Source organism: Deltaproteobacteria bacterium (assembly GCA_019308905.1).
GTDB lineage: Bacteria > Desulfobacterota > BSN033 > WVXP01 > WVXP01 > JAFDHF01.
The window spans coordinates 19,764-35,547 of sequence record JAFDHF010000043.1; the positions used below are offsets into that span (position 1 = coordinate 19,764).

Here is a 15,784-nt window from a genome sequence, read left to right on the forward strand (position 1 = left end):
CCTCACGGGGCCGACTCTTCCCTCTCCTTCTTGAGTTCTTCGATCAATCCGTTCACGTCTTGCTCGATCCTGGCCACACACTCATCCACACCGAATTTACCCTCCTGCAAGTACTGGAAGTTCGTCTTGAACACCTTCTGAAGCGCCTTGTACCGGGGAAAACGGGGCACAAAGACCTTGTTCGGCGTCCGGATGAGATCCAGAAAATAGACGTTATGCTCGGGCGGCGAGGTATTCAGAAAGACCGGGCTCTCGGCAACCGATCTACGGGCCGGCACGAATCGACCGGACTTGGCCATCATGGCGGAGGCATCTTTCCCTGTGAAGAATTTCAGAAACCGCCAGGATTCATCGGGGTTTTGCGTATTCTTGGCTATGACCCAGGGATTGAATCCACCCACGATCAGGGCTCTCGGCTCTTTCCCGGGCCACTTGGGCACAGGACCTACATCCCAGTCAAAGGCAAGACTCTCCCTGAACCCGGTTACGTCCCCGCGCATAAGCAACACCATGGCCACTTTCTGGGCTGCCCATACGTTCTGATCGGCCCGGAACTCCGGAGGCGGAACGACCTTGGACTTCACGATAAGGTCGTAAAGGAGCTGAATCACGGCCCTTCCTTCAGGCGTGTTGAAGGTACACTTGCTGTTGTCCTGGTTGAGGATCGTGGCGCCGCTCTGGCCTGCCAGAAGTTCGATCACTCCCATCTTGACCTTGACATAGACCCCGTACTGATCTATGAAGCCGTCGCCGTCGAAATCCCTGGTGAGCTTCTTTGCCGTCTCGAGCAGGGTATCCCACGTCCAGGACCGGTCGGGATAGGAAAGGCCGGCCTTGTCGAACAGGCCCCGGTTGTAGTAGAGCGCCCACCCCACAATATCGACGGGCAGTCCGCAGAGACTGCCGTCACTGGCCCGGCACCCCATCAGAGCCTCGGGGTAGAAATCATCGAGGTCGATCTCGTCCCTGTCTCTCTCGACATACTTGTCCAGAGCGAGGAGAGCCTTCTTCTCCATGAACTGCGGGAAATAGCTGTTGGCAAGACGCATAACGTCGAGCTTGCTTCCGGCTGCAACCATGGTGAGAATCTTCCTGTGGTAAGCGCTCCATGGAAGCATCATGAGTTCGACGGTAATATCCGGGTTTCTCTTCTCGAACTCGTCCACCACCTGCTTGTACACCTCGTTGGAGGAAGGAGACCCCCACACGGTAAACCTGATCGTCTTCTTTTCGGCCGCCTTCTCCTCTCTCTGACAGCCTGCGAGCATAGAAAAGACAAAGAAAAAAGCCATGAAAAGAGGTAGAGAAATCAATCCACCCGGTCTCTTTTTCATTGAATAATCCTCCCCGTCTCCTTGTCAAAGATATGAATGCGATCCATATCGATATGGATGTCCAAGTCGGAACCATGTCTGGCCGAGGTCTTGGGAGTTAGCTTTCCCACCATGGATACCTCTCCGATATGGAAGTAAACGATCATCTCCGAACCCATGGGTTCGACAAAATCGACATGGGCGGTAAAGCAATTTTCCTCTACGGCCTCGGGAAAGTACATTCTATCCTGGATATGTTCGGGCCGGATTCCGAAAATCACTTCCCTGTTCACCAGTCCCTCAAACTGTGCAGAACGGCTCTCCGGGATTCTGGCCTCGAAACCTGCGGTATCGATGTACAGAGCCCCGTCACGACGGACGATTCTGCTTTCCATAAGATTCATGCTCGGACTGCCGACAAAACCCGCCACGAAGAGGTTGCTGGGCGTATCGTAGATCTCCATGGGAGTGCCGACCTGCTGGATCCTGCCCTCCTTCATCACGACGATCCGATCCCCCATGGTCATGGCCTCCACCTGGTCATGTGTAACATAGATCATAGTAGCTCCCAGCCGGTTGTGGAGCTTGGTGATCTCCATTCTCATGTGAAGTCTCAGCTTCGCGTCCAGGTTGGAAAGGGGCTCGTCGAAGAGAAAAACCTCCGGTTTTCTCACGATGGCACGACCCACTGCCACCCTCTGCCGCTGGCCTCCGGACAGATGCTTCGGCTTTCGGTCGAGGAGCCCTTCGATCCCCAGTATCCTCGCCGCTTCCGTCACCCTTCGGTCGATCTCCTCCTTGGGGAATTTCCGCCTCTTCAATGCGAAGGCCAAGTTGGTGTAGACGTCCATGTGAGGGTATAGGGCGTAGTTCTGAAAGACCATTGCGATGTTTCTTTCCTTTGGCGGTAGATCGTTCACCAGGCGGTCGCCGATAAATACGTTTCCCTCGGTGATCTCCTCCAGGCCTGCAACCATCCTCAAGGTCGTAGACTTCCCGCATCCGGACGGCCCCACAAGGACCACGAACTCCTGATCCCTGACTTCCAGGTTGAAATCAGAGACCGCCAAGGTCTGATCGAATCTCTTTGTTACGTGCTCGAGAAGCACTCTCGACATGGATCTTCATCCCCCCAGAACCGCCGTCACCCGGCCGCTAGGATCGCACGCGGGGCACCACTCTCCCATAGATCTTCTCCCTGCGGAAACCGAAGCCGTACAGAAACTCCTTGACCGCCGGAACCAACCCGGCGGAGTTGGCCGGGCGGCACCAGAAAAAGACGAATCGGCTGACTTTTTCGACGAAGACAAAAAACCTGTTCGGTGGAAGCCTGATCAGCAGCCTCACCAGCGGCAGGAGGGCAGGGATCTGGGCGGTAAGTGCGAACAGCTTCTGAAGATTCTCGATCCGCTCCCTATCCTTGAGCCTCAGGGGGATCCCCTTGAAAGAGTCGGCGTATTCGTAGCTGATTTTGGGTGTCTCGATATATCCTTCGTCCAAGGCATACTGCCCCAGACGGGTTCTGGGAAAGGGAAGGTAGATGAAGGCGAATGTGTGCTGCGGCCTGAGTCTTATGTTGAATTCCAAGGTCTGGAATGCCATCTCCAGGGTCTCCCCGGGCAACCCGAGCATGTTCGACGTACTGAATTGGATGTGGTACCGGTGGAGAAGATCACTGGTGCGCAAAAACGCCTCATCGGTTATCTTCTTGTTCAATACGCTGTTGCGGTATGCCTCGTTACCAGATTCCAGGCCGAGTTTGACCCAGCTACAGCCGCTCTCCTTGAGGGCTCTCACCGTCTCCTCATCGGTCAAATCAGCTCTCAGGCTGCACCGAAACGGAAGGTGGATCTTTCTGCTGTAGAGATCCAGAAAGGCGAGAAGCCATCCCTTGTTTATGTTGAAGGTTCCATCCCAAAAAAGCACGATCTTTGTCCGGTACCTCTGCCGAACCTCCTCGATCTCCCTCACCACATTCTCAGGACTACGGTTCCTGTACCGCGGGGGGCGGGGGTGCATGGCCCTCCAGGCGTGGTTAAAGCAGAAGGAGCAGTCAAAGGGACACTCCCGGAGGGTAATAAAGTGTCTCGTGGGATTCTTGACAATAACCTTATAGTCCTCGTAGATCTCCCGGTCCGGAAAGGGAAACCCATCGAAATCGCCGATCAGAGGTCTCTGGGGGTTCCTTTCGATCCTCCCATCCACCTTGATCCAGAGATTCTCGATACCCTCCACGGACCGGCCGCCGTCAATCCGGCTGAGAATCTCTGCCATGGGAAACTCTCCCTGTCCCCGGCAGACAATGTCCACATCCGGATGCTCAATGATCTCGGGGTAGAATGTGGGATGAGGGCCACCGAAAACAACCAGGGGGCGGTGGGGGCCGACTTTATGAACGATGCGAGCAAAACCGAGCAGCTTGTCCTCCAGCCCTGTCGTGCAGGTGAATCCCACCACGTCAGGGCGTTCGCTTTTCAAACGGGCGAGGAATTCATCTCCCCTACCCGGGATGAAGACCCCCGTCTGGTGCCCTTCCCTCTTCACAAAGGAGGAGATGGACATGACACCGAGCAGCTCCATCATCTCATGCTGCACAAAAAGAACCCTGGCCACCCTCCTCACCCGCCTCTTTCTCACAATGTTCCAGCATACAAGAGATCCACACGCGTAAGCCGAACCCCCCTTCGAGCCCGACCTTCTCACATGGGAAAAATCCATCAATCCACAATAAGGGGGAAAAAGATCTGTACGGAACTCAAAAAGCTATTCTATCAATCTGCGGTTTCTCGTGTCAATCGAAGGCCCTCTTGGCTTCTTCCACTTCCCGACTAAAGATTCTTGCGAGTTGGGGACTCTGCGGCACCCTGCGGCTTACGCAGTGTCGCTCGGAGATGACGGTGTTTTCCAAGAGCGGGGAAACTCCAGGAGTCTATCGATGGGAGGTCGCTTTTGACCTTGCCTCGAGGAGATCCTCCCGGCCGCTCCAATCCGCCGGGAGAACTCCTCTCCAAACAGAACGCCACCCTTCTATGGAATCGCCTTGTGGCTAATCGCAGAGAGAGCTTCCCACAGTTGGTCCGGGGCCGTACATTCCAGAAGCCTCTCCCTGGCCTCACTCGCCTGAAGTGACTCTATGAGTCCTGACAACAGCTGGAGATAGAAGGCACTTGCCGCCGAAGGAATCACTATGAAAAAGATTATCCGCGTCAGCCCGCCGTCCGGCGCTCCGAAGTCGAGCCCCTCTCTCTTGAGACCCACCGAAAAGGTGAGACCTCCGCCTTCCACCCCACGCACGTGGGGGAAGGCCAGGCCGTGATTGACAGCCGTGGAAATGATGGCCTCCCTTTCCAGAGCGGCATGGAGAAGTCCATCCGGATTCTCCACAAACCCCTTTCTCGCCATCAGGCCTATGAGCTCTGAGAGGGCCTCGTTCCTTGTCTTTGCCTTCAACCTCGGGCACATGAGCGACTTGTCCGAAAAGCGGGCAATCCCGGATCTGAGCCTTCCCATCGACCTCACACTTCTGACCTGCCGCGGAGCTCCCGGACGGCTATAGAGTATCCGAGAGCAACTCGGACACTGGTAGATTTCATCACCTCTCTCGATGGCATAGGTCCTGGAGGTGGGAAGAGCCATGCCGCAGGCGGAACAGACGCCGTCCACAACAGGCACGACCACGGCCGGATCGCGCTTTCTCAGGCGGCGGCAGAGAGAAGCCACAGTGGAGGGGAGATCCTCGAGAAGGTCGTGTATCGCCTTCTCGATCTCTTCGGGCTGAGTCTCCGGGTTTAGTGATTGTTGTTCGGATTCGGCGAAATAGAGTTCCTGGAGTTGTATCAACTGGTTCAAGACTCTTTTCATGGAGCATTGCCTTTGTTGAAACGACGGGGTGGACTCACATCCATAGAATCAGCAGGAATTCGAGAGCAGTACGGGGGAGAAGCCCCCTTGACGGTTGATTCCATCAAAGCCCATGCCAACTTCACCAAGCCGTCCTGACATGCCCTCTCCGTCCCCCCAAAAGCCAATGCCTGCCCCTTCAACGCTCACCACGCGCTCTCCGGACAGTCTTCAGGACAGAGAACAGAGGTCCCTCTTCCCTCGTAACAGGGCTTTCACCCAAAACCTCGGCTGAAAAAAGACCTCTTCCACAAGAGTGACCCAAACCCGGCCCTCGACCCGGCCGAGAGTCGTCCACCGGGTTAACTGCAAGCTCTGGATTAGCCTCTCTGCCCCGGGATGGAACACCGATTGGGCTGTCCCGCGACCCCAGGCCGGAGGTCTGGGGCAGGACCCAAGTTGACACCGGCTATGGAAACCGGAGCTTTCACGACACGGATCAGGGAGATGAAAGATACGGGGGAAAACACCCCTTGAGATCCTCACTGGGAATCCCTATCAGAATCGCCTTCCACAGTTGAGGCATTTCCACTGGCGAACAAGCCGCTTGATGACACCGTCCCAGGAATAGTCCAGATCGACAAATCCGCCGCATTTGTCGCACCTTTCCGGTCTTCGACTGAGGAGGTCCTCCATGGCCTGTCTTTTCTCCATCGCTTCCCTTTTCCGCTCATACGCTTCCGCAAAGTCGATGATTTTGACCTTCATCTGTCGAGCCACTTCATAAGAACTGCGAAGAACCGATGATTGATCCCTCGGCACAACTTATTATACTAGCCGCTCCTCCGAATTGTAAACAGTATTCTTCGTCTCTTCCGTGCAGCGATGCCACCGCCGGCCGACAAACCGCCCTCCCGTGCCCTCCGATCAGCACCGTCGGCTCCACGACTTGGGACTATTCGTCCCCCCCGGCACCGACGCTTATCACCTCATACTCCTTCAGACCGCCAGGAGCCTGAACCATTGCCACATCACCCGGCTCCTTTCCCATGAGGGCCCTCCCGATAGGGGAGGTAACCGATATCTTCTTTTTCTTGATATCCGCCTCATAGGGTCCCACAAGCTGGTATCGCACTCTCTCGCCAGTCTCCAGGTTCTCCAGAGAGACGAATGAACCAAAAACCGCCTTGTCTCCAGGAAGCCCGGAAACATCTACAATATCGGACTCCGCCAGCTTGTTCTCCAGATCCCTGATCTTTGCCTCCACGTGCCCCTGCTTCTCCTTGGCGGCGTGGTACTCGGCATTCTCCGAGAGATCCCCATGACCCCGGGCGGCCTCAATCTCCCTCATGATCCTGGTTCTCTCGACGCTTTTCATATGCTCGAGTTCCTTGAGCAGTTCGTTGTAACCCTGTCTCGTTATGGGAACCCTGACCATCTCTCCCCTCCTACGAAAAGCCCTCGAAACAAAAGGCAAGGAAGGCACACGCACTCCTTGCCTCAAAGACACTTCTTCCACTTTAGCAAAGAATCGGGGCTGAATCAAGCAGTCGACCCGTGGCAACCCGATCGGTGTCGGGCCAATCGAGCTCTCTCAGGCCATGCCGCTCGCCGAAGATCTCCCGACTCTTCCCTAAACGACACAGTTCGATGTGAGTATCCCTGGCACGGGGTTTCACTCCGGCTTCCACTCCTGCCATACCCTGCCCACAAGGTCAGGCCCCGGCTTGAGGGTGGGTTTGCCCGGTTGCCAGCCCGCAGGAGTCGCCTCTTTGCCCCCGGACTCCCTGACACGCTGAAAGGCCTTAATCTGCCGGATGAGCTCCGCATCGTTCCGGCCCACCGGTGGCGTGAGTATCTCAACCGCCTGTACCACACCATCAGGGTCGATGATGAAACGGCCGCGGTTCTCCACTCCCGCATCCTCATCGTAAACGCCATAGACCTCGCCCACCTTGCCCCCGGCATCCGACAGCATGGGAAAGGGGAAACCTCCGCCTACCATTTTTCCGAGCTCTTGCTCCTGCCAGATCTTGTGGGTGTATATGCTATCCACACTCATTGAGAGGACCTCCACGCCCAGGGCCCTGAGGTCCTTTTCCCGGGCGGCAACTGCCGCCAGTTCGGTCGGTCAAACAAACGTGAAGTCCCCCGGGTAGAAGCAGAGAACAACCCATTTGCCGAGATACTCGGACAGCTTGATCTTCTTGAATCTTCCCTCGTGATATCCGGGTGCCTCAAAATCAGGAGCCTTTTTCCCCACACTCACCATGGATCCTCTCACCTCCTCCTTCGGCTCGGGTTTCCGTTCTCCGGGAGATTTCCCGGATTCCGCCCCCACAAGCCCGCCCGTGGGCCGGGCACAGCCGAGTTCGATCTCTTCGCCGGCCATAAAACATCCCTCCTTTCTCCCCTGGACCGCCCCGTAATAACAACATAGCACTTAGGGGGCTTGACGATCAAGCATCATCGCCCTACAAGAGAACCACTCTCGGCCTCCCACTCCCAGACCGGGAAAGTTTTCTGTTCGGGTTCTCCTTTCCTTTCCCACAGGATCCAAGTATAATGACGGCATGGTGAGAAAGGAGAACCGGAGATTCGCCCTTGTCCGGGAAATCCCGGATACCTTCGATCTCTGTATCAAGCCAAGATACAACCCCCAGACCATCGATGTCGAGCTCGCTAGACTCCAGCACAGAGAATACTGCAGTCTCCTTTCCCGGTTTGGTTTTAGTCTCATCGTCCTCCCTGCTGACAGGAGATACCCGGACTCCGCCTTTGTGGAAGACGCCGCCGTCGTGGCCGGAGACACGGCAATTATAACGCGGCCGGGAGCGGCGGCTCGCCGCGGCGAGGTGGAGGCGGTCCGTAACGCCCTGGCGCCTTACAAGCGGATCGAGCAGATTCTCCCGCCCGGCTGCCTGGAAGGGGGAGACGTGCTACAGGTTGAGGACCGGACATTCGTGGGCCTCACAGAGCGGACCAACCGCCACGGTTTCTCTCAGATGGCCAGGCTCCTCCGGGAAACGGGCTTCCCCGCGACTCCAGTTCCCCTGAAGAGGAGCCTCCACCTCAAGACGGCCTGCAACTATCTGGGAAGGGGACTCCTGGTGGTGAACCATCTCGACTTCGAGATCGAGATCTTCTCTCACCTCGAGATCATCCGGGCCGATCCCTCTGAGGCTGCGAGGCTGAGTTTTCTCGCCCTGGGGGAATCCGTCCTAGTTCCTGACGACTGCCCGGTGACCGCCGAGGAATTCGAAAGGAGAGGATGGAAAGCCGTTCCTGTCGGCCTGTCCGAGATCAGAAAGGCCCAGGCTGGTCTCACCTGCATGTCTATTCTCTTCGAAGCCTGAGCCAAGCTGCTGACTCATCCTGTCAAGAATCTGTCCTGCAAGAACTGCGAGCTATTCGCCTCGGAATCTCCTCCAAGAAGGCTGGAATGACGCGCCATCATGACGATGGTGAGGCCAAGAGCCGCCACTTCTCTCCCCAGGATCCCCCTACCCGTCCCCTTATGATTGGTATCTTTTTTGCTTGCCTATCCTGCGGTTATCGGTACAGGGGAGAGGATGGTTCACAGTAAAGGGGAGTTTGATCTGCCGAGAGAGGATCCTGTTCAAACAGCCCTCAATGCCGTACCATTGGCCGTCCTGCTCGTCGACCGCAAATTGAAGATTCGGTGGATCAATAGAAGGGCTGAGATCCTTTTCGGAGGCCGAGGCGACCCTCTTGCAGGACGATCCATAGGAAACAGCCGGGGATCTCCCTCGACCTGCTTCCAGGCCCTCCATCTGGCCGAAATCGTGAGGACCGTCTTTCGAGACGGAGGACCTATCGCAGGAAAGGAGCGGCACTGCACCATCTGCCATGACGGCGGGCGGGCTGAGTACCTGTTCAGGATAAACGCGTCCCCGATAACACTTGCAGGCACGGACGCGGTTCTTCTCGCCATCGAGGATATCACGGAATTGAAAAGGGCAGAGGAGAGGGGAACAGAAAGAGAAACGCTCAGCCTTGCCATACGGATGGCCAGAGCCACCACCCATGAACTCAACCAACCCCTCTCGGTTCTCATGGGGAACCTCGACCTCCTCATAAGGAACCAGGAAGCCAAGGGCAGACTGAAAGACCGCATAGCCAGGATCTCAAAGAGTGCGGACCGGGTGGCAGAAATAGTCCGCCAGCTCCAGTCGATCATCCGCAGCCCACAGAAAGGCCATCTCACCCAGGTCGGTCCTGCTGAATCCAGAAAGCCCGCCCCCGGGCCCCTGAACGACCCCACCTGAAGTTTTACCCCTTTTGAGTCCTCGCTCCACTCGAAAGGACGTGTCCAAGCAAAGCCCGGTCTATGTTCCCCCCTGAAACGACGACGACAACGCGCTGCCCTTCAAGACCGGGGACCCGTCCCTGGAGAATAGCGGCGATCCCAACCGCTCCCGAGGCCTCTACCACCTGGCGTTCCTCTGTCAGCGCCCACCTGATGGCCTCTTCCAGACCTTCCTCGTCGGCCAGAACCATGTCATCCACGCTATGCCGGACGATTTCAAAGCTTATCTGGTCGATTCCCCCTGCCAATCCCTCGGCAAGGGTGGGAAGAACGGGGACGGGAACTATCCTTCCCGCCTCAAGACAGCGAAACATCGTACAGGCTCTGGAGGACTGGACGCCGATCACCCTGATCCCTGGATGAATCGCTTTGACGGCAACGGCAATCCCGGATATCAAGCCTCCGCCCCCCACTGGTACGAGAACAGTATCGGTCTTGGGAAGGGCCTCCAGTATCTCCAGTGCGATCGTCCCATGGCCTGCCATGATCCCGTAGTCCTCGAAGGCCGGCAGATAGACCATGCCGTCCCTCTCGGCGAGTTCCAGACAACGGGCGTGAGCCTCATCGTAGTTCTCGCCAAAAAGGATCACTCTGGCTCCGAGATCCTCGGTTTTCACGATCTTTACGCGTGGCGTCGACACGGGCATGACCGCAGTGACCGGTACTCCCAATACTCCTGCTCCGTAAGCCACACCCTGGGCGTGATTTCCCGCAGATGCCGTAATTACCCCCACGGAGAGCTTCTCGCGGCCTAGGGTCAGCATCTTATGGACCGCTCCACGGATCTTGAAGGAACCGGTTTTCTGGAGATTCTCCCATTTCAGGTAGACCCTCCCCCCTGAAATCCGGCTCAAGCCCCGGCTGAGTGTGAGAGGCACGGGAAAGACAACCCCCTCGAGGTTCTTTCTGGCCATGTAGATTTGCCTGAGGTTCAGATCCATGATCATTCAGAAGCCTCACCCCAGGGTCTGCGGCCTAAGCCTCGGCAGTTGCCCGGTCCGGAGTCCTCTTGCGTGCCCATACCCTGACCCAGGGCAGAAATGCGTAAGCCGGAAATGCGAGCAGGAAGGTCACAACAAAGTAGGTGGCATACCCGAACCGTTCCGTCGCAAAACCGGAGACCGCACCCGACAGCGCCCGCGTCAACCCGAAAAGGGCGCTGAGCAGCGCATACTGGGTGGCTGCATACCTCTTGTCGCATATACTCATCAGAAAGGCAAGGTAGGGAGCCGTGCCGAGGCCCCCGCAAAATGATTCAACCGCAGACGCTGTGTACATGAGAGCCGTGGAAGGAGGCAAGGCAGCGGCAGCCGCATAGGTGAGGTTGGACCCTGCCTGGGTCAGACCGAGGATCCATAATGCCTGGTAGATCCCCCATCTGCTGGTGAGAGAGCCTCCCAGAAGAGCGCCGACGATCGTGAAGATCACGCCCAGACCGCCCGGTACCGCACCTATCTGGAGCGGAGTAAAATGCCGGTCCACCCAAAAGGGCCGAATCATGGGTCCCAGCGACATGTCCCCAAGCTTGAAGAGGAGGATGAAGATCATGACCGCGAGAAAACCCGGCCTGTTATAGAGCTCGCGCAAGGGGGCCAATATCCTGCCTGCCAGAGCAAAGCCCGGGGCCCGAGGAACCGCGGCCGTACAACCCGCGTTTACGCCCGAAGGCGCATGCATTGAAAGAATCGCAAAGAGCCCCAAGACAAGGGCGGCTGTGGCGAAGGCCCCTTTCCATCCGATCCAACCGGCCAAGGCGACAAACAGTCCCCCGGCTGCGATCAAGGCGATACGGTAGGTGGTCACCCGCAGACCATTGGCCGGCCCCATCTCGGATTCGTCGAGAAGTTCGATAGTGTAGGCGTCTATAGCGATATCCTGGGTGGCAGACAGAACCGCGACACCCATGACCAGCCAGAGAATCATGCTTCCCTCTGTTGGATCCATGGTGAGGACAAGGAGCAGGGTGAAGGCTAGAAAGGCCTGGCAACCGACCACCCAGGACCGGCGGTTCCCAACAAGATCGACCGCAGGTGCCCACAGAAATTTGACGGTCCAGGGAAGACCCGCCAGACTCAGCAGGCCGATACTGGCCAGGCTCACACCTTGAAACCTGAGATAGACGGGGAAAGCGTCAAAGACAAGACCAAAGGGGAATCCTTCTGCAAAGTAGAGGACGGCCACCCAAAAGAGCTTTGTCCGGGTACTCATCCCATCAACCCCCGTCCTGGACGGCTCTGATGAGAGGTTCTCCCGATGAGGTGCGATGCTTCCTCAGTTTGCGCGCACAGCCGAGCACTGTCTCCCCATAAAGGCGACTCCGGTTATACCTGAACAAGATCTCCATCTTCCGGCTCATCCCGAGTCCCGGCCTCCACCCGTGGGCCTTCAGGTAGTTGGCCACGCTGGCGATGGCATCCTCCCGATCGCCGAGTCTCACCCTGTTGTTCCCATCTCCATCCACCCCGTAGGCCAGATAGCTCGTAGGAATAAACTGGGGAAGACCAAAGGCGCCAGCCCACGACCCCTTGACTTCGAGCACATCGAGGTTCTCCCTCTCCCCGATTTCCAACAGGGCCTTTAACTCGGCAAAGGCCCACCGCGACTTGCTCCTGGCCCTGTGTCGCAGATAGTCCGGGGTCAGATCCGGATAGAGACGGCTCAAACGATTCACGGCCAACCGAAGGACCTCGGGATGATCGGCCTGGGAGAGAGTGGAGAGGGTATTGACGACCCGGTACTTCTCGACATGGCGGCCAAATGAGGATTCCACGAGAAGGATCGCCACGATCACCTCTTTCTCGACGCCGTAATCTTTCTCCGTTTTCTCCAGGAAGGCGCGATTCTCCTCCAGGAAGTCTCTGGCCAGCGCCGTGGAATAGGTGTTGAGGAAATGTGCGTAATTGGCCTTTGACTCGCGGTAGACCAGATTCTTCCTGAGCACCAGCAGGGAGAGTTCCCAGCGCTTGTCATAGAAGATAGACCGAACAAACCCAGGTTCGAACCCCCCTGCCAGGAGCCGGCCTACAAGTGACTCCCGGACCCTCTCCTGGCTTTTGAGAGGGAACCTGCCATCCTCAATCTGTGCCGCCTTGACGCTGGAAAAGGGGACGGCTAGGATGATCAAGACCAACCCGACGGATAGTACCGGTCGCATCGATGGACCCTCACCTGTCGAATCGAGATCTCTCGCGCTTCGACCGAGACGTTACACCCACGCAGGCCGCACTGGAGGCCTGCAAGTGCCTCGAGGAGACTGCAGGGCGGCCCTGCCCTGCCAGGAACAGCTCTAGCTCCCTGCCGGGACAAAAGACGTCCTTACTTCCCTTTCTCGCTCGGATCTCTCCAGGGCGAGTTCGATAAGTCTATCTATCAGCTCTCCGTATGATATCCCACTGGCCTCCCAGAGTTTCGGATACATACTGATCTTGGTGAAACCCGGAATCGTATTGAGTTCGTTCACGAGGATTTCTCCATCCTTTCGAACGAAAAAATCAACCCGAGCCATCCCCTCACAGCAAAGCGCCCGGAAGGTCCTGATGGCAAGGTCCTGAACTTCCCTGATCGTCCGATCCGGCAGTCTCGCCGGGATTTCAAGCCGTGCACCCTTTTCATCGATATACTTGGCTTCGTAGGAATAGAAGTCGTGCCGCGGTATGACCTCGCCGGGCACCGAAGCCACGGGGCTGTCGTTTCCGAGAACGGAACATTCGATCTCTCTCCCCTCGACGGCCTCTTCAACCAGGATCTTGTTGTCGTATGCAAAGGCCTTTTCCACCGCACTGTCGAAATGCTCTCGATTTTCGACCCTGCTGATTCCCACGGATGACCCGAGACCGGCCGGCTTGACAAAAACCGGCAGACCCAGCCGACGGGCAGTCTCTTCGAAATCGATTCTCATTCCGGGGGACCGATGGAAGACGATGAACCTTGCCGTGGGAATCCCGGCATCTCTGAGCAACCGCTTCGCAACATCCTTATCCATCGCCACGGCAGAACCCAGAACCCTTGCTCCCACAAAGGGCAGGCCGAGCAGTCTCAGGAGGCCCTGAACGGTCCCGTCTTCCCCAAAGGGTCCGTGAAGAACCGGAAAAATCACGTCCACCCGGCCGGCAGACCGGAATGTCCGGAGACTCACCAATTGGTTCTCTCTGCTGCCGGGGACCAGCGCCACCTCGTCCCGCAAGGTTCCGAGTCTTATGGAACTGGGATCATCGGCATGATCGAGAAAATCGGAGACCTCACTCCTGTACCATCGACCCTCTTTGTCGATGGCAATGAGAAGGACCTCGTGTTTCTCCTTGTCGATCGCCTCGAGTATGCTCCTTGCAGATTGAAGCGAAACTTCATGCTCCACAGATCTGCCTCCACAAAGAACCCCGACTCGAATCTTTCTTGCCATAACTCAACCACTCCTGAGGCAAACTCCGGACGACGGTCCTGACAAAACCTCCGCGCAGATCAAACGGCTCGGCCTTGCCGGATCAACAGAAAATCAGGGGTTCAGATGACCGTTGAACCAAGCGGTAGTGAGCCGGTACGCCTTCTCCCTGTGCTCCGGATCGCTGAATCGGTGGTCGGCCCCACGAATGATCTCCAGCCGCTTCGGCTCCCTCACATTCTCGTAAATCACCGAGGCGTGAGTCAGGGGAACCAGTTCGTCGCTATCTCCATGGATCACGAGGCAGTGGCGGACATCCTTGAGAATAGGAATCAGGTCATGGGTTTTCAGATCTGCATAGAACCCCTCACCCAGGACCGGAATGGCCTCAGCATCCGGCGAAGGGGGTGAAAGCCTGTAAGGTGTAGACCAGGTGGCCACTGCCCGGACGTCTCTTTCCTGGGCTGCCTTGAACAGGGAAAGGTAGCCTCCCAAACTACTTCCCATCAGACCCATCATGTCACCCAGCGCCTCGTTGGTTCTCACATACTCCATTGCTGCGGTGAGTTCCTCCAGCCTGCCCGTGACCGTCGAATCCTCGAGTTTCCCTTCACTCTCTCCGCATCCCAGAAAATCGAAGCGAAGAACGGCAAGGCCTTCCCTGCTCAGCAAAGCCGCCAGGGCCAGGTATTTTTCACTGTCCTTGTTGCTGAGAAGGCCGTGGCAGGTTATGACACAGGGAGGCGACCTCCGGCCGGGCAGATGCAGAACTCCAGCCAGACGCTTGCCTCCTACTGAAAAGGTTATTTCTCTGGTCTCCATACAGTCCTCTACCCCGCCTTCTCCCCACAGGTCATGGGACTCTCTAATGTTTTTTCATGGCCATGTACAAAATGTCCCACACTGGGCGGATTCTCACAAATGCACGAATTATACCAGTTTCAGAGGCAAAAGGGACAATTTTTCACTCTCCCGGTTGAAGCCGCCGCTGTTCGACGTAGCATCTTTACTGCTTTTTCAATAACTTACGCCCAGAGAGCTCCCTGGCATAGCCGTTGCTCCCTGGTGCCTCCCGAGGGAGAGAAGAGATATGATGAGGCGGCTGGTCATTGTTCTTTTCATGGTTTCTACGGTCCTTTTGGCCCCTGCTCGGCGAGGGCAGACTCTCAACTCCCGGGGCTGGCCGGCATCCAGGACACCCTATGACAGGAAATATCGAAAAGTCGAAACCTATCTTGCCTCCACACCCCGAATAGACGGGAGATTCTCTTGCCCGAGTTTCGTCATACAGCGAAGTCGAATCGAGCACTACCTCGAAGAGGCTCGAAGATTCAGGTTCCAGGAGGAAGGTACCCTCGCCACGGGAAAGCAGCAGGACCACTGGCAGCTCCCGGAAGAGACCGAAAAACTCCGCAGCGGGGATTGTGAAGATCTGGCGATTTGGCTTTACTGCCGTCTCATCGCTGAGGGTTTCAGCAATATTCGATTCACCCTGGGCCTTGCAGGTGCGACCAAGAGGGCCATGCACGCCTGGGTGACCTGGTACGAGAAGGGGAAGACTTACATTCTCGATCCATCCCGTAAACAGGGAATCTATTCTCTCGATCTAACTGAGGCAACCACTTACCAACCGTACTACTCCTACTATCTCGATAGGAAATGGCATCACCAGTAGGGATGCCTGGGGGGGGACCTGGAATGTGTCGAAGAGCCGCTTTGCTTTCCTTATTGGTGACAGCCCTCGTCGTAGCCTTTTCGGGGGCGAGTATCCTAGCCGGGGACATCGACATTTACACGAACAACGGTGAGGGGGTTGAGCCGAACATCCTGATCATTTTTGACAATTCCGGGAGTATGAACGAGGAGATCCAGGTTTCTTTTTACGATCCGTCGGTCACCTATGCGGATCATCTGGGGGTCGAT

At 56.8% G+C, this 15,784-nt stretch carries 16 protein-coding genes; 4 read left to right on the forward strand and 12 right to left on the reverse strand.

Annotated features, from left to right (window positions below; all coding sequences use genetic code 11):
• Positions 1–2 precede the first annotated feature (2 nt).
• The 7 genes from JRJ26_13820 to JRJ26_13850 form a co-directional block, all read right to left on the reverse strand.
• Positions 3–1,334, reverse strand: a complete 1,332-nt coding sequence (locus JRJ26_13820) for a sugar ABC transporter substrate-binding protein (protein ID MBW2058566.1) — start codon at positions 1,332–1,334, stop codon at positions 3–5.
• Complete coding sequence (gene ugpC, locus JRJ26_13825; GenBank protein MBW2058567.1) at positions 1,331–2,431, reverse strand: sn-glycerol-3-phosphate ABC transporter ATP-binding protein UgpC; 1,101 nt, start codon at positions 2,429–2,431, stop codon at positions 1,331–1,333. Before ugpC ends, JRJ26_13820 begins: the two co-directional genes overlap by 4 nt.
• Positions 2,432–2,468: 37 nt before the next feature.
• Positions 2,469–3,926, reverse strand: coding sequence for a radical SAM protein (locus JRJ26_13830; GenBank protein ID MBW2058568.1), 1,458 nt, complete (start codon positions 3,924–3,926; stop codon positions 2,469–2,471).
• A gap of 414 nt (positions 3,927–4,340) precedes the next feature.
• Positions 4,341–5,174 carry a PTS sugar transporter subunit IIA gene (locus JRJ26_13835; GenBank protein MBW2058569.1) on the reverse strand — a complete coding sequence of 278 codons (834 nt, stop codon included), beginning with the start codon at positions 5,172–5,174 and terminating at the stop codon, positions 4,341–4,343.
• Positions 5,175–5,711: 537 nt separating this feature from the next.
• A complete protein-coding gene (locus tag JRJ26_13840; protein ID MBW2058570.1) occupies positions 5,712–5,921 on the reverse strand; it encodes a hypothetical protein in 210 nt (69 codons plus the stop codon).
• 187 nt (positions 5,922–6,108) lie between these two features.
• Positions 6,109–6,591, reverse strand: coding sequence for a transcription elongation factor GreA (gene greA, locus JRJ26_13845; GenBank protein ID MBW2058571.1), 483 nt, complete (start codon positions 6,589–6,591; stop codon positions 6,109–6,111).
• Between the two features lie 237 nt (positions 6,592–6,828).
• Complete coding sequence (locus tag JRJ26_13850) at positions 6,829–7,545, reverse strand: peroxiredoxin (GenBank protein MBW2058572.1); 717 nt, start codon at positions 7,543–7,545, stop codon at positions 6,829–6,831.
• Between the two features lie 181 nt (positions 7,546–7,726).
• On the opposite strand from JRJ26_13850, the gene JRJ26_13855 reads away from it, so the two are divergent.
• Both JRJ26_13855 and JRJ26_13860 read left to right on the forward strand, forming a co-directional pair.
• Entirely contained in the window at positions 7,727–8,509 is a 783-nt protein-coding gene (locus JRJ26_13855; GenBank protein MBW2058573.1) for a N(G),N(G)-dimethylarginine dimethylaminohydrolase, read from the forward strand.
• Positions 8,510–8,725: 216 nt separating this feature from the next.
• Positions 8,726–9,442, forward strand: a complete 717-nt coding sequence (locus JRJ26_13860) for a PAS domain-containing protein (GenBank protein ID MBW2058574.1) — start codon at positions 8,726–8,728, stop codon at positions 9,440–9,442.
• Positions 9,443–9,446: 4 nt separating this feature from the next.
• Here the strand turns inward: JRJ26_13860 and JRJ26_13865 are convergent, their stop codons facing one another.
• The 5 genes from JRJ26_13865 to JRJ26_13885 form a co-directional block, all read right to left on the reverse strand.
• Positions 9,447–10,430: a threonine/serine dehydratase gene (locus JRJ26_13865; protein ID MBW2058575.1), complete on the reverse strand. Its 984-nt coding sequence runs from the start codon at positions 10,428–10,430 to the stop codon at positions 9,447–9,449.
• 28 nt (positions 10,431–10,458) lie between these two features.
• Positions 10,459–11,691 carry an MFS transporter gene (locus tag JRJ26_13870; GenBank protein ID MBW2058576.1) on the reverse strand — a complete coding sequence of 411 codons (1,233 nt, stop codon included), beginning with the start codon at positions 11,689–11,691 and terminating at the stop codon, positions 10,459–10,461.
• A 4-nt stretch (positions 11,692–11,695) separates the two neighbouring features.
• Positions 11,696–12,637 (reverse strand): lytic murein transglycosylase, encoded by a 942-nt coding sequence (locus JRJ26_13875; protein MBW2058577.1) that lies wholly within the window; start codon positions 12,635–12,637, stop codon positions 11,696–11,698.
• A gap of 132 nt (positions 12,638–12,769) precedes the next feature.
• Positions 12,770–13,882: a D-alanine--D-alanine ligase gene (gene ddlA / locus JRJ26_13880; protein MBW2058578.1), complete on the reverse strand. Its 1,113-nt coding sequence runs from the start codon at positions 13,880–13,882 to the stop codon at positions 12,770–12,772.
• A gap of 93 nt (positions 13,883–13,975) precedes the next feature.
• Complete coding sequence (locus JRJ26_13885) at positions 13,976–14,683, reverse strand: alpha/beta fold hydrolase (GenBank protein ID MBW2058579.1); 708 nt, start codon at positions 14,681–14,683, stop codon at positions 13,976–13,978.
• Between the two features lie 268 nt (positions 14,684–14,951).
• On the opposite strand from JRJ26_13885, the gene JRJ26_13890 reads away from it, so the two are divergent.
• Together JRJ26_13890 and JRJ26_13895 are read left to right on the forward strand one after the other, a co-directional pair.
• Entirely contained in the window at positions 14,952–15,536 is a 585-nt protein-coding gene (locus JRJ26_13890) for a hypothetical protein (GenBank protein ID MBW2058580.1), read from the forward strand.
• Between the two features lie 23 nt (positions 15,537–15,559).
• Positions 15,560–15,784 (forward strand): hypothetical protein (locus tag JRJ26_13895; GenBank protein ID MBW2058581.1); only part of this gene is annotated, 225 nt, incomplete at its 3' end.

What these genes read in the sequence shown, in the direction of transcription:
- JRJ26_13820 (MBW2058566.1), bottom strand. Translation starts at nt 1,334, where the DNA reads ATGAAAAAGAGACCGGGTGGATTGATTTCTCTACCTCTTTTCATGGCT.
- ugpC (MBW2058567.1), bottom strand. Translation starts at nt 2,431, where the DNA reads ATGTCGAGAGTGCTTCTCGAGCACGTAACAAAGAGATTCGATCAGACC.
- JRJ26_13835 (MBW2058569.1), bottom strand. Translation starts at nt 5,174, where the DNA reads ATGAAAAGAGTCTTGAACCAGTTGATACAACTCCAGGAACTCTATTTC.
- JRJ26_13840 (MBW2058570.1), bottom strand. Translation starts at nt 5,921, where the DNA reads ATGAAGGTCAAAATCATCGACTTTGCGGAAGCGTATGAGCGGAAAAGG.
- greA (MBW2058571.1), bottom strand. Translation starts at nt 6,591, where the DNA reads ATGGTCAGGGTTCCCATAACGAGACAGGGTTACAACGAACTGCTCAAG.
- JRJ26_13855 (MBW2058573.1), top strand. Translation starts at nt 7,727, where the DNA reads ATGGTGAGAAAGGAGAACCGGAGATTCGCCCTTGTCCGGGAAATCCCG.
- JRJ26_13860 (MBW2058574.1), top strand. Translation starts at nt 8,726, where the DNA reads ATGGTTCACAGTAAAGGGGAGTTTGATCTGCCGAGAGAGGATCCTGTT.
- JRJ26_13865 (MBW2058575.1), bottom strand. Translation starts at nt 10,430, where the DNA reads ATGATCATGGATCTGAACCTCAGGCAAATCTACATGGCCAGAAAGAAC.
- JRJ26_13870 (MBW2058576.1), bottom strand. Translation starts at nt 11,691, where the DNA reads ATGAGTACCCGGACAAAGCTCTTTTGGGTGGCCGTCCTCTACTTTGCA.
- JRJ26_13875 (MBW2058577.1), bottom strand. Translation starts at nt 12,637, where the DNA reads ATGCGACCGGTACTATCCGTCGGGTTGGTCTTGATCATCCTAGCCGTC.
- ddlA (MBW2058578.1), bottom strand. Translation starts at nt 13,882, where the DNA reads ATGGCAAGAAAGATTCGAGTCGGGGTTCTTTGTGGAGGCAGATCTGTG.
- JRJ26_13885 (MBW2058579.1), bottom strand. Translation starts at nt 14,683, where the DNA reads ATGGAGACCAGAGAAATAACCTTTTCAGTAGGAGGCAAGCGTCTGGCT.
- JRJ26_13890 (MBW2058580.1), top strand. Translation starts at nt 14,952, where the DNA reads ATGATGAGGCGGCTGGTCATTGTTCTTTTCATGGTTTCTACGGTCCTT.